This window comes from Paenibacillus dauci (assembly GCF_000971985.1).
GTDB classification, from domain to species: domain Bacteria; phylum Bacillota; class Bacilli; order Paenibacillales; family Paenibacillaceae; genus Saccharibacillus; species Saccharibacillus dauci.
The window spans coordinates 121,647-135,109 of sequence record NZ_KQ040800.1 but is presented as its reverse complement, the minus strand read 5'-3'; the positions used below and the strand labels follow the sequence as shown (position 1 = coordinate 135,109).

Sequence of the window (13,463 nt, the reverse complement as noted above, 5' to 3'; positions counted from 1 at the left end):
TACATTCTCTAGTTAATTTTCCGGTATACCTTTTCCAGTCGATCCAGTGGTTCATACGAATCACTGTAGCCGGTGAATTGCATCGACTCTTTGGAGCCCAGCACCAGAATACCGAAGCGGCTAAGACTTTCATGAAACAATCCATGAACACGTTCACGGAGTTTATCGTCAAAATAAATCATTACATTTCGGCACAAGATTACATTAAACTCGTTGAACGAGCGGTCAGTAGCCAGATTATGCTCCGCAAAAATAATATGCTTGCGAAGAAACGGCTGGAAAATAACGGATTGGTACTTGGCTGTATAATATTCGGAAAAAGAGCGGGTACCGCCAGCTTCCAGATAATTCTTGGTGTATAGCTGCATACGATCAATACCGAAGACGCCTTCGCGCGCCTGCTGTAGTGAACGGTTATTCATGTCGGTCGCATAGATCCGTGCTTTGTCCAGCAGACCTTCTTCGTGCAGCAAGATTGCCATCGAGTATACTTCTTCTCCCGTGGAGCAGCCCGCATGCCATATCCGAATATACGGATAGGTCCGCAGCAGGGGAATGACTTTTTCCCGGAACATACGGAACAGGTGCGGATCCCGGAACATCTCTGTCACCGGAATCGACAGGTTCTGTACAAATCGTTCAAAACAGGAACGATCATGCAGTATTCTCTCCTGAAGAGCCGAGACAGATTTGAGATTCTCCGCATGGACATGATGCCATATTCTGCGGGTCAATGAAGCACGCGCATAATTACGGAAGTCATATCCGTACAAACGATGTACCCCTTCCAGCAGCAGATCGATTTCAATATTCTCGCGCTCTGCGAGATTAGTGATAATCTGACCTTCCCCTTGGGGCGAGTTTGAGTTGTTCTGTATTTGTTCATGATCCGTCGGTGTCATCTTTTCAGCCCCGATTCCTTGTAAACTGTACGTGATTCGTATTCGGTATAAAGCCGGTTCACTGTATTGTGCAACCGGCTTCTCAACATTTGTACATGTTCGTCAAAATTATATGGTCGTTCGTTGTTCTTTGGCTTGAGATCAAGATGGATCCGCGTAAAATCGGAACCATTTCTATCCGAATTGGTCGTATCTGAACACACAGATAAATCGCCAACGTTTAACATTATAAATCATTTACCCACTTTTGTGCTCTACGAATACAACCAAACACGCATTAATGATAAAAGTTGGTCCGTTTGTATTGGTTTTTTGACATAATCTGAGGCTCCCGCTTCAATACATTTGGAACGATCGTCCTTCATTGCCTTGGCAGTCAGCGCAATAATCGGTAATTTGTCATACCCTGGCATCTGACGAATAATCCGCATCGCTTCGTATCCATCCATTTCCGGCATCATCATATCCATGAGAATCAGATCAAAATCCTGCTGTGCCAGAATATCGATTGCTTCGCGTCCATTCTCGGCGAACGTCACTTCCATCCGGTATCCTTCCAGTACACTGGACAGGGCAAATACGTTTCGTACATCATCATCTACCAACAGGATTCGCTTGCCTTCGAACAGAGTCTCCTTGTTATGCAGTTTCTGCAAGATACGGCGTTTGTCTTCAGGCAGATCCGCTTCTACCCGGTGCAGGAAAAGGGTCGTCTCGTCCAGCAGACGTTCCGGCGATTTGACGTCTTTGACGATAATAGACTCCGCATACTTGCGCAGCTGGGTCTCTTCCTTGGTATCCAGATCCTTGCCAGTATAAATAATGATCGGCAAATCGCTCAGACGATGATTATCACGAATACGATCCAGCAGTTCAAAGCCGGTCATATCGGTCAGCATCAGATCCAGTACCATACAATCATAACGCTTGCCGTCCAGTTCTTCCAGCGCAGCCTTGCCTGTCGATACTGCAGTGATGGAGACATCATCATGACCAATCAGTTCAATAATAGATTGACGCTGAATCGCATCATCTTCTACGATCAGCAGCTGCTTCAGTCCCTGCTCGGTATAGGATTCCAGATGGGAAAATGCTTTTTCCAGCGCTTCCTTACTGGATGGTTTTTTGAGGTAGGCAATCGCCCCCATCATGAGTCCCTGCTTGACATCATCCATGACAGAAATGACATGTACCGGAATATGACGGGTATGGGCATTGCTTTTCAGTTCACTGAGGATTGCCCATCCATCGATCACCGGCAGTTGGATATCCAGTATGATTGCATCCGGTTTGTAAGTCTTGGCCATATGCAGGCCAGTGTCGCCCTGCATACCTACGAGTGCTTTGAATCCACGATCTCTGGCCATATCCATCAGGATTTTGGCAAAGTTCGGATCATCCTCGATGATCAGCAGTACTTTGTCTTCCTTGCTGATCTGGTCACGGTCATCAGCCAGCGGCTGCGGAATAACGGCAGACTCTGTCTCGGCAGCCTGTTTGCGATTATTCATACGCATGGAGGACTGCTGCAATACCTGATCGGTAAAATCAGCCGACATGTAGCCGGAATTGATGCGGTCGGCAGTACTATCCGTCTTGCTTTCTGTCTCGTCAGCCGATGATGGAACCAGCTTCGGCAGATAGAGGGTAAAGGTACTGCCTTTGCCTTCTTCCGAAGTGACGGTAATTCCACCGCCCAACAGACGGGACAGCTCGCGGCTGATGGACAATCCCAATCCAGTTCCGCCATATTTACGACTTGTCGTACCATCCACCTGCTGGAACGCTTCAAAAATTAGATCCAGTTTATCCTGCGGAATACCAATACCACTATCGATCACTTTGACTGCGATATACGCTTCTTCTCTGTTCAGGTAGGATGGAAGTTCTCCCGGCTCTGCCTGATCGATATTCATTTCGATATATCCTTTTTCCGTAAACTTGAATGCATTGGACAGCATATTGCGTAGAACCTGCTTAACCCGGTGCTCGTCGGTTACAATGGCTTCCGGCACCTGATCGCCGATCGTAATATGCAGATCAATTCCTTTTTTCGCCGCTACAGGAGCAAAGTTCATATTTACAAAGGACTCCAGATTGGTCACCGGTATAGCTTCACGGTTAATTTCCATTTTGCCGGCGTCGACCTTGGAGAGATCCAGAATCTCATCAATCATCTTGAGCAGATCCGCGCCAGACATATAGATGGTACTTGCGTACTCCATCTGCTTGTCGGTCAGATTGCCGTCCTTGTTCTCGGTCAGCAGCTGGGAAAGAATCAGCAGACTGTTCAGTGGTGTACGAAGTTCATGGGACATATTCGCCAGGAATTCCGATTTGTACTTACTCGTTACAGCGAGCTGCATCGCCTGTTGTTCCAGCTGATGCTTGCTCTGTTCAATCTCTTCATTCTGCTCTTCCACATGCTGGATCTGTTCCTGCAGTTCGCGGGTCTTGGCGATCAATTCATTATTAAAATGCTCCAGTTCTTCCTGCTGGCGCTGCAGCATATCTTCGGAACGCTTGAGTTCCTCGGTCTGTTCTTCCAGACGTTCATTGGAGCGGCGCAGTTCTTCCTGCTGCATTTGCAGCTCTTCGGACTGGCTTTGTAGCTCTTCTGTCAGTGCCTGAGATTCACGCAGCAGTTCTTCTACGTGCAAACGACGATTGATGTTATTGATAATAATACCAAGATCCTGGGTAAGTAAGTGAAGCAGCTGTCTCTGCAGCGATGTAAATGCACGCAGTGAAGCCAGCTCGATAACGCCCAGCAGCTCGTCGTTAAACAGTACTGGATAAATCAGCACGCTCTGTGGCTTGCTCGCACCCAGTCCGGAATTGACCGGAATGTACCCTTCCGGTACCTGATCCAGCACGATCGGCTTCTGATCGGCAGCACACTGTCCGGTCAGTCCTTCACCAATACGAATCTCTTTTTTGGAACATAATTCGCCATCGGCAGCATACGCTGCTTTGAGCATGATTTTGTCGCTGGATTCATTCGTTCGCAAATACAGAGCTCCAAAATGGGCTCCAAGTGTCGGAGAAAATTCATTGATAAAAGTCTGTGCACTCTGCTCCAACGTGTTAACGCCTCGCAGCAGCTCGGTAATGCGTGATGTATTGGAATCCAGCCAGGACTGGTCTTCCTGTGCCTGACGATATTGATCTTCCATATGACGCTTTTCCTGCAAATCTTCGGCCATCTGCTGGAACACTCTGGCTACGTCGCCGATCTCGTCCTTGGATTTGATCTTAATACGACGAATAACGCCAAAACGTTCTTCCGAGAATCCTTTGATCATCAGGGATACGGTTCCAAGACCTTTGCTGATACTTGGTACAATCCAAAGCATGACCAACAAGCTCAGTACAACGCCGGCAAGCATCACATAGGTGGTAATCCGAATCGAATTCTGATAAGCAAGATTGGCCTGCGCAATCTCCGTATCAATCGCATTATCCTGATATTCCGCAAGGTCGGATATGCTCTGATTCAGATTTGTCTGCGCATCCAGCCCTACCTGGGTTCGGTAATTGTTCGCAGCGGCAATCTGGTCTCCTGCTACTAGCGAAGTCAGCTGGCGCGAGTAATCAATAAAGGTCTGCCAGTTAACCGCCACCGTTTCAATCTGTTTCTTTTCTTCTGGTGTATTGGAAGATTCACTCAGCAGTTTGAGGCTGTTCTGACTGCTCGTAATCATCTGTTCTATTGTGACGCGGCTCTGCTCTACCGGCTGCGTCGAAGCGCTGAGCAGCATATTGGCTGCTTCGCGGGCAATCACATTCATTTGAGAGCGGATATCGGTTGAATACCGTACTTTGAGATAGCGCTCCTGGTATACCTTATCAAGCTGTTCATTCATATAGTTCATCCGGTCATACGTAATAAAGCCCAGTGTCATCAATAATAAAATGATGACACTGAACCCCAAGACCAGCTTCGTTCTTAGCTTCATTAATTGTCCGCTCCTTCATTGAGTGAAATCCACACCAGACACTTATCATCATCCCGATCTGCAGGTGCACTTGCTTCAAAAAATACGGTTTCGATTTTTTGTTTATCCAGTTGATGATTGGATTTCAGCTGATCAATCAGGAAATCAAGCTGCACATCCTGATCGCCTTCTACTGCTTCAAGCAGACCATCTGTATACAGTACCAGATGTCCGTCTCCTTCATAATGGAAACTGCGTGGCTCTGCTTCAATTCGGTCAAATAAGCCAACAGGGAACGTACTCGTACTGAGCTTGGTCACTTCTCCGTTATCATCAAAGAAAAGACCTGGAGGATGTCCGGCATTAACATAATCGATCCGTTTGTACTTGGTATCTACCACCAGATAGATCGCCGTAAAGTAGTATTGTACCAGCTGATTCTCAATATGAAGCTGATTAAAACGACGGTTCAGCTCCTGGATGACTTTCTCCGGTTCTACATAGGTAGTAACTGTATCCTTAAGCACAGATGCGATAAACATGCAGAACAAGGATGAAGAAATACCATGCCCCATCATATCCAGCAAAATGACGCCATAACGTCCTTCTCCAAGAGGATACCAGGCATACAAATCACCTGCCAGCTCAAAAGAAGGCTTGTACAGGGCTTCAATCTGGAAAGAAGGATCATGAATCGGCGTACTTAGCACCGCATGCTGTACCAGACTGGCTAATTTAAGCTCATCCTGGATATGCTGGTCTCTTTCTTTATGCCAGTCTTTCTCATGTTTGAGTCGCAGGGCCAGACGCATACGAGCCAGCAATTCCACTTTGTTGATCGGCTTGGTCACATAATCCATTGCTCCGGCATCTAGTGCTTCCGCCAGTTTTTTGGAATCTCCTACTGCTGTGACCATAATAATCGGAATATCTTTCAGCAGCTCATGTTGCTGAATAATCCGGCAGGCTTCAATACCATCCATTTCGGGCATCATCATATCCAGCAAAATCAGGTCAAACGAATTGGCTTTGGCACGTGCTACTGCATCAGGTTCACCCAGACCAAGATGTTCGAACATTTCCCGGGCCGATGCGGAAGTGACGATATTGGTATATTGTTCTCTTTTCAGAATCTCACGGATAATTATTACATTGGTCGGATTATCATCAACGATTAATATATTCATAACTTCTCCTCATTCCCTTATTTCATGAAGCGGATTCATATACCTTGTTTTCATTATAAGCCAACTGTGATTGTTATCCAAAAAGGGGCTGTATCAAAAACTCGTCAAAAAACCTCCAACTCCACCATGGAAGTGGAATTGAAGGCATTTTCCTTACAAATCTAGGCCCTAGCGGGGACAACGGTTATATGATTTTGATACAACCTCTTTGTCTTTAGCATGCAGCCTCTATAATTAGGATTTATGATTGGCAATAATAAGTACTTTATCTTGGTCTAATTCCTGCTCGTAAAAATCTGCCTCTGCCTGGGTAAATCCAAGTGAGGTGATTTTGGAACGCAGTTCATCACCACGTGAACGGAAAAGATTGGCAAGTGAGTCAAACATGCCTTCTTCCTTCAGCCCGATCTCCTGTGCCCCGGCTGTCTCGGCAATTTTGGCTGTAACGTCCTGCTGATGCGCCAGTACATAGATATCATCAAACCCATATCCCGTACTTTGCAGCTCCTTCACGACTTCTACAGCTTGTATACCGTTTGCTACAACTTTGGCGTATGGCTTGGCATTAGTCGGATTCATGTCTATCACCTGCTTTCACAAGATAGTCAATATACCATTTACCCACACTGCCAATCTATGAAACATTTTTTTCAGAAATAATTAATATTCACTCCGATAATGTATCGAAAATATCTGCGCTGACAATCTTCCCTGTGCCAGGGTCGGTAAAGACTTTAAAAGCATAAAAGTCATTATTGTAGCCTTCCCCATCATCTGCTGTGAAATCCGGTTCACCCAACTCACTGGTAATCGCCTGCTTATTAATAGGAAGCGTGTGACCATCCAGTGTCAGTGAGCCAGCCTGTGCGGGTACACTTACATAGTAAATGTGATCCCCCATCATGCCTACTTTCACATCGTCATACTCATATTCCGTATAGCCGGCATCCGTCTTCACCTGATGAAGCGGTTCGCCCTTTTTGTTCAGCAGCTCTGCCCGGCTGTCACTAAGAGAGACGCCATTTAGAGTATGGTAGCTGAGTGTATCCTCGGTATCGGGTTCTTCGTATACGGAATCTGTTGCAGATGTTATGGAAGCAGTATGGATACTGTTATCCGCGGGCATCGCGGCATACTCAGCAGACTGCACAGCTACGACTGGCTGTAACGGTGCATCAGATACCTGGGCAGAACCGTTGTAAGGGGACAATATTCCAGCGAGTAACATCATGTAAGTAAGCATCGTCTCACCCTTTCTGCGGTTTACACATGAATCATCATGTAGCCGTTGGTCGTTTGGAGATTATCAGAACATTGAATTCGGAATATTTAATCAAATATGGTTATTTAGTCGGGATCTTGCGGAATTTCTGCCATACGTTCACTGCTGTATCTACCCAGTTCAACCATGCACCATTGTTATGACCATTTTTGTCATATGTAGCAGAGTAGGATTGCAACGTACGATCTTCCGGAGTAGAAGCTGTTACCATGGAATGTGCATTGGTAGAATGCTCCGATTTGCCACTGGCAAATTTCACACGATCAAACAATGTACCGGATACTTCTTTGGTTTTGAGCGTCAGATCTTTTACAGTTTCGGTGATTTCACTCAGTACCACGCCAAGATTTTTAACGGATTCTACAACCGGATCAACCTGCTGCAGCTTATGTTCGACATCTCCTGTAATCTCATTAACATTACGGATAGTCTGTTTTACTTCGTATGTCAGTTCTTCCATTGTCTTTTGTACATCCTTCAAGGTTGCGGATACATTATCCAGCGAATCCTTGGCGGATAACAGGGTCTTAACGAGGAATACAACGAGTACTGCGAATGCGATAGCGACAACCGCTACACTGATACTGATAACAATGTTCATAATTTACCCTCTCTTTCAACAATGAATGTTTTGGTTTCACATTTTTTCAGGATGTTATTCATAAACTACCCTTCTGTTTTACCACCGAAACAGAAGCGAGACTTGTTCGGGGAAATATACCAACATCTGTTTCAACCTACTAACCGCGCGGTTAAGGTACTTTTACTAATTAATAAGTAACTAATTTCATACCGTCCTCGTTACCCGATATCCAATCGGAAATGCGGTTTGTTCAAATTTACAAACGAAAGGGTGATATTTATGTTAAAATGGTCCGTTATTTTTCTGATTATTGCGATTGTTGCTGGCGTGTTCGGATTCTTCGGAATCGTTGAAGCGGCTGCTACTATTGCCAAGGTGCTGTTCTTCCTTTTCCTGGTGCTGTTCGTGATCAGCCTGTTTACAGGACGCAGACGAACGTATTAACAATAAAGTCATTCATTGTACCAAATGGAATGAATATGCAGCTCTGCTGCGATCCAGATAGTATCTCATCAGCAAAAAGAGCCTTTCTCTTCGGGAGAAGGGCTCTTTATGTATGGTTGGCCATAGTTACGGATTTATCGGAAATAACCTGCTACACTTTGCAATTACTATTTAACGCATTAGCAATCGGGGCAGCTTGAATAAATCCAGCCGAAAACGGACCAAAACCTCATTTTTGCCAAATTCCATTTGTTTTACTTCTACAATAGCCGGAAAATACTTGGTCAGCGAAATGTCTATAGGCTCCAACAGCGCTCCTGTCCATTCACCATGTTGTACGGTAGTATGACGATGGGTCAACACCAGCTGGTTACCCTGTAGCCGGGCATCAAAATCCAACAGCGCCCCAAAAGGAATACCCAGATAATCTCCTGTCAGATCCGCCTGTACTACATTCCCCTGCCAGGTGAAATCTGCTCCCTTGATATGCAGCCCCAGCGGATAATCTTCCTGATGATCCAGCAGCTCCTTGCGGGCAAGCTGATTAAATTCCTGCGGACTAAGTGTAATTTCCAGCCGCTTCTGCTGGATCATGTTTTGTATCTTGGCGGTTGTGTCGAGCTCTGTGTAATCAAGACCGGGATGACGCTGCGGAGCGACCATCCAGGCCAGCCATGCGACTCCGGCTGCCGCGATGACCAGTAGGATAACCAGAGCAACCAGCAGCCATTTCCAACGAAAACGTCTGGAATGCCGCTCGGAAACCGATGATTCTCTCACGGTATATACCTCTTTTCCATTCGATCCTGTACGATAGGGAGCAAAAGCAAGTATACGGTATACGAGTCTTCCCTTTTAAATAGAATAATGCATAAGGAATCCTCAAACCATTCCCTGCTCAAATCTCTTTTGGCTCCACATGTACATGCACATAATGAATATTATGCACCTCTGCCATCTTCGCTTCAACCTTATCACTAATATGATGGCTCTCGGTAATTGTGAGTTCAGGAGAGACTTCGATAATGACATCAACCAGCGTCTGGCTGCCATTGATACGGGCTTTGATATCCTTGATATTCTCTACGCCTTCAATAGAAGCAATGGTCTCGCGCAGACCGGGCAGTTCCTGCTCATCGAATCCGTCTGTCAGCCGGTGCATCGAATCGCTGAGTATATCCCAGGCGGTTTTGCAGATCAGCACGCCTACGACCAGAGCAGCGACAATATCCAGCCATGGCATCCCCAGCTGGGAGCCGATAATTCCGACTGCGGCTCCTACACTGACCATTGCATCAGAGAGATTATCTTTGGCCGCTGCCATTAATGCCTGACTATTGGTACGCTGGGCCAGCTTCCGATTATAGCGGTAGACTCCATACATAATGACTGCACAAATGATAGCGACTCCTGCCAGCCACGGCTCGGGTGCCTGTTCTTGCCCGGCAAATAACAGCCCCACACCATCTACCAGTACCTGGAACCCTACCATCGCCATAATAAAAGACGCAATCAGCGCCGCAACGGTCTCTGCCCGAAAATGTCCGTACGCATGATCCGAATCCGGTGGTTTCCGCGAAATACGCAGTCCGATCAATACAGCAACAGATGCTACAATATCCGTCAGATTATTCATCCCGTCTGCACGCAGCGCACTCGACAGAAACAGATAACCAAGAATGAGCTTGAATGCGGACAGAATCAGATAGGTGACAATACTAAGCCATGCTCCGCGCTCGCCTTCCTTGATATTCTGATATACATCCACCATGTTGTTGGTTCCTCCTCATGCAGACCGTGCTTTTCTTTCTCTTCATAGCCCGCTTCCCATTTCATCTGTTCATCGTAACAAACGGCTTTGTTGTGGGTCTAGAGAAACGTTGTAGGGAAAGGTAAACCTTGTAGGTTGGAGCAAACCTTGTAGCGCCGGGCAAAGCAAGTAAGCCAGGTGAAATGTTGTGAAGATCTAGCAACACTTTTCACTCTGGTAAATATAATTCCCCTCAGGCAACACAAGACGATACCGGAGGAGAAATAAGACGTTCGCGTAAGCTCTTCCAGCAGCAGAACGTTAGGGCAACAAAAAAAGGCGATTCCCCGAAAGGAACCGCCTTTTTATTCAAGTCACCGGAATTATACTTGTACCGGGTACATTTTGTCACGCATTTCCTGGATTTCTTTGCTCTCCAGGTACTCATCGTAACTCATCATACGATCGATAATGCCGTTTGGCGTAATCTCGATGATGCGGTTAGCGATTGTCTGTACGAACTGATGGTCATGGGAAGTGAAGATAATCGTACCATCAAAATCAGTCAGACCATTATTCAGTGCTGTGATGGATTCGAGATCCAAGTGGTTGGTAGGCTCGTCCAGCAGCAGAACGTTACCGCCCATAAGCATCATGCGGGACAGCATACAACGAACTTTTTCTCCCCCGGACAATACACTTGCTTTTTTGAGCGCTTCGTCACCGGAGAACAGCATACGGCCAAGGAAACCACGCAGGAAAGATTCATCCGGATCTTTGGAATAACGACGCAACCAGTCTACCAGCGTCTCGTCCACACCATCAAAGTAAGCGGAGTTATCGTTAGGGAAGTATGCCTGGGAAGTAGTTACACCCCATTGGTACGTACCTTCATCGGGTTCCACTTCACCCATCAGGATTTGGAACAATGCTGTTTTGACGTTGCCGTTTGGACCGACCAGAGCGATTTTATCGCCTTTGTTAACAGTCAGCGTCAGATTGTTGATGACTTTTTCGCCGTCGATCGTTTTGCTCAGGCCATCGATCAACAGCAGCTGTTTGCCTGCTTCACGCTCACCTTTGAAATTGATAAACGGATATTTACGGTTGGATGGACGAATGTCATCCAGTGTGATTTTGTCCAGCATTTTCTTACGGGAAGTTGCCTGCTTGGACTTGGATTTGTTGGCGCTAAAACGCTGAATGAAGGCCTGCAGTTCTTTGACCTTGTCTTCTTTTTTCTTGTTCTGTTCGCGGCTCAGCTGAAGTGCCAGCTGGCTGGACTCGTACCAGAAATCATAGTTACCGACATACATCTGGATTTTGCCAAAGTCGATATCGGCGATATGCGTACATACCGTGTTCAGGAAGTGACGGTCGTGACTGACTACGATAACAGTGCCATCGTAGGAAGCCAGGAAGTTCTCCAGCCAGTGAATGGATTCGATGTCCAAATGGTTGGTAGGCTCATCCAGCAGCAGGATGTTCGGGTGACCGAACAGGGCCTGAGCGAGCAGGACGCGTACTTTCTCGTTACCGTTCAGTTCCTTCATCATTTTGTACTGCATTTCGTTATCGATACCCAGACCGTTCAGCATCTCGGCAGCTTCTGCTTCCGCTTCCCAGCCGTTCATCTCTGCAAATTCGGCTTCCAGTTCGCCGGCACGCATGCCGTCTTCGTCACTGAAGTTTTCTTTGGCATAGAGAGCATCTTTTTCTTTCATAATATCGTACAGGCGTTTGTGACCCATAATTACGGTCTCCAGCACCTGGAACTCATCGTATTCGGATTGGTTCTGTTTGAGGATCGCCATACGCTCGCCCGGAGTGATATGCACTTCCCCTTCATTCTGTTCTACTTCACCGGACAGAATTTTGAGGAATGTGGATTTACCGGCACCGTTCGCACCGATCAGACCGTAACAGTTACCTGGCGTGAATTTAATATTTACATCTTCAAAAAGGGCGCGCTTACCGTAACGCAGCGTGACACCTGAAGTACTTATCATGTATACAACCCATCCTTATCATTAATAAAGTATTGTGTAATGAAACCTATCTTATTTCATGAAAAAAGGCAGTATTCATTTTCATGAAATTACTGTTGGCAATAGTATACCACACAACTTTGGGTAATCGAACCATTCCTGCTATCTTTTCTTATTTAAAATTTGTAATCATGGGCATCAACAAAGACAGCCGGCTACCTTGCTGACCGGCTGTCTGATAGGAGATTAGATTACGTTTTCCTTGTCTTCGCTATCTGCTTCTTCATCGGCATTACCATGGACGATCAGCGTCTCGCCATAACCAAGTACACGGATACGCTCCGGTTCGATCTTCAGCCGCTCTCGTTCAGCCTCCAGCCGATCCAGCGCTTCCTTGGCCGTATCATCGGCGAGCTTGAACGTTCCGTAGTGCATCGGAATCATCGTCTCGGCACCTACATCGCAAAAGGCACGCAGCGCTTCTTCGGGCGTCGTATGCTGGGAGCTCAGGAACCACTCCGGTTCATACGCGCCGATCGGCATCAGTGCTACATGGATCTTGTGACGTCGGCCGATCTCGCTGAATCCCGGAAAGTATCCACTGTCTCCGGCAAAATAAATGGTAGGCGGCAGCGGCTCATGGATATACCCATCAGCATGGCTATCCCCCGATACCGCAGGAACACTCGGTTTGGGTGCAGTCGGGTCCTGCTCGGTATTCCATACATTATGCGGCTCGTCCGGCAGCACCGGATGTTGTACCGGCTCAAGAACATATCCGCCCCAGTGGGAAGTATTCGTATCCAGCAGCGTACGGCGGCTCCAGTGCTGGGTCGGTACAAAGGTAATATTTACATCGCCTACTTTGAACGTCTCCCACCAGTGCATTTCATGACAGCGATGAAAGCCTTTGCGAACCATTTTGGACTTCAATCCTGCTGGCACAATAATAGTAGTGGAGCTGCGATACAGCTTGCGAATGGAATTGATATGCATATGGTCATAATGGGAATGCGAGATCAGAATAATATCAATCGGCGGCACATCCTCGATCGGTATACCCGGCTGACCGATCCGGCGCTGAAATGCCAGCCGCTGTGCCCATACCGGATCAGTAACAATATTCAGCCCTTCATATTGCAGGAAAAAGGTCGAATGACCGATCCAGGTAATCGAAGCATCTTCCCGATTGGCATGCAGGTAGTCCATTTCCGGTTCTGCATGAGGTACGACATAAGAACGGTCCCTTGATGCTTTGCGGCGTCGGTCTTCACGCCACTGCTTGAATTGTTTGAGTGTCTTGTCGATACTGACGTTGTCTATATTATCGTAACGAATCTTCGGCATAGGATTGTATTCCTCCCTGATGAGTCTTGACGATTAGTGTGC

Annotated in this window: 11 protein-coding genes; 1 reads left to right on the top strand and 10 read right to left on the bottom strand. The window is 46.7% G+C overall.

Translation table 11 applies throughout. From position 1 onward, the window contains the following. Positions 1-8: 8 nt before the first annotated feature. From WH46_RS05990 to WH46_RS05965, 6 genes are all read right to left on the bottom strand, one after another. On the bottom strand, positions 9-902 hold the full coding sequence (locus WH46_RS05990; protein ID WP_017814315.1) for a CheR family methyltransferase: 894 nt from the start codon (positions 900-902) through the stop codon (positions 9-11). Between the two features lie 254 nt (positions 903-1,156). Further along, a complete protein-coding gene (locus WH46_RS05985) occupies positions 1,157-4,861 on the bottom strand; it encodes a response regulator (RefSeq protein WP_046226085.1) in 3,705 nt (1,234 codons plus the stop codon). Beyond that, on the bottom strand, positions 4,861-6,027 hold the full coding sequence (locus WH46_RS05980) for a PP2C family protein-serine/threonine phosphatase (protein ID WP_046226084.1): 1,167 nt from the start codon (positions 6,025-6,027) through the stop codon (positions 4,861-4,863). The genes WH46_RS05985 and WH46_RS05980 overlap by 1 nt, the downstream gene beginning before the upstream one ends. A gap of 234 nt (positions 6,028-6,261) precedes the next feature. After that, positions 6,262-6,606 (bottom strand): YflT domain-containing protein, encoded by a 345-nt coding sequence (locus WH46_RS05975; RefSeq protein ID WP_017814312.1) that lies wholly within the window; start codon positions 6,604-6,606, stop codon positions 6,262-6,264. Between the two features lie 88 nt (positions 6,607-6,694). Continuing rightward, positions 6,695-7,270, bottom strand: a complete 576-nt coding sequence (locus tag WH46_RS23290) for a hypothetical protein (protein WP_017814311.1) — start codon at positions 7,268-7,270, stop codon at positions 6,695-6,697. 100 nt (positions 7,271-7,370) lie between these two features. Next, positions 7,371-7,910 (bottom strand): DUF948 domain-containing protein, encoded by a 540-nt coding sequence (locus tag WH46_RS05965; RefSeq protein ID WP_017814310.1) that lies wholly within the window; start codon positions 7,908-7,910, stop codon positions 7,371-7,373. 261 nt (positions 7,911-8,171) lie between these two features. Between WH46_RS05965 and WH46_RS23770 the strand changes: the two genes are divergently transcribed. After that, positions 8,172-8,336 (top strand): DUF1328 domain-containing protein, encoded by a 165-nt coding sequence (locus tag WH46_RS23770; protein ID WP_017814309.1) that lies wholly within the window; start codon positions 8,172-8,174, stop codon positions 8,334-8,336. Positions 8,337-8,507: 171 nt separating this feature from the next. Here WH46_RS23770 and WH46_RS05955 read toward each other — a convergent pair whose 3' ends face one another. The 4 genes from WH46_RS05955 to WH46_RS05940 form a co-directional block, all read right to left on the bottom strand. Next, on the bottom strand, positions 8,508-9,116 hold the full coding sequence (locus tag WH46_RS05955) for a hypothetical protein (protein WP_046226083.1): 609 nt from the start codon (positions 9,114-9,116) through the stop codon (positions 8,508-8,510). 118 nt (positions 9,117-9,234) lie between these two features. Beyond that, positions 9,235-10,107, bottom strand: a complete 873-nt coding sequence (locus WH46_RS05950) for a cation diffusion facilitator family transporter (protein ID WP_046226082.1) — start codon at positions 10,105-10,107, stop codon at positions 9,235-9,237. A gap of 362 nt (positions 10,108-10,469) precedes the next feature. Next, complete coding sequence (locus WH46_RS05945) at positions 10,470-12,095, bottom strand: ABC-F family ATP-binding cassette domain-containing protein (RefSeq protein WP_017814306.1); 1,626 nt, start codon at positions 12,093-12,095, stop codon at positions 10,470-10,472. Between the two features lie 225 nt (positions 12,096-12,320). After that, on the bottom strand, positions 12,321-13,421 hold the full coding sequence (locus tag WH46_RS05940; protein ID WP_046226081.1) for an MBL fold metallo-hydrolase: 1,101 nt from the start codon (positions 13,419-13,421) through the stop codon (positions 12,321-12,323). Positions 13,422-13,463 lie beyond the last annotated feature (42 nt).

Coding starts and splice junctions, on each gene's coding strand:
- WH46_RS05990 (WP_017814315.1), bottom strand. CDS start 902: ATGACACCGACGGATCATGAACAAATACAGAACAACTCAAACTCGCCC.
- WH46_RS05985 (WP_046226085.1), bottom strand. CDS start 4,861: ATGAAGCTAAGAACGAAGCTGGTCTTGGGGTTCAGTGTCATCATTTTA.
- WH46_RS05980 (WP_046226084.1), bottom strand. CDS start 6,027: ATGAATATATTAATCGTTGATGATAATCCGACCAATGTAATAATTATC.
- WH46_RS05975 (WP_017814312.1), bottom strand. CDS start 6,606: ATGAATCCGACTAATGCCAAGCCATACGCCAAAGTTGTAGCAAACGGT.
- WH46_RS23290 (WP_017814311.1), bottom strand. CDS start 7,270: ATGCTTACTTACATGATGTTACTCGCTGGAATATTGTCCCCTTACAAC.
- WH46_RS05965 (WP_017814310.1), bottom strand. CDS start 7,910: ATGAACATTGTTATCAGTATCAGTGTAGCGGTTGTCGCTATCGCATTC.
- WH46_RS23770 (WP_017814309.1), top strand. CDS start 8,172: ATGTTAAAATGGTCCGTTATTTTTCTGATTATTGCGATTGTTGCTGGC.
- WH46_RS05950 (WP_046226082.1), bottom strand. CDS start 10,107: ATGGTGGATGTATATCAGAATATCAAGGAAGGCGAGCGCGGAGCATGG.
- WH46_RS05945 (WP_017814306.1), bottom strand. CDS start 12,095: ATGATAAGTACTTCAGGTGTCACGCTGCGTTACGGTAAGCGCGCCCTT.
- WH46_RS05940 (WP_046226081.1), bottom strand. CDS start 13,421: ATGCCGAAGATTCGTTACGATAATATAGACAACGTCAGTATCGACAAG.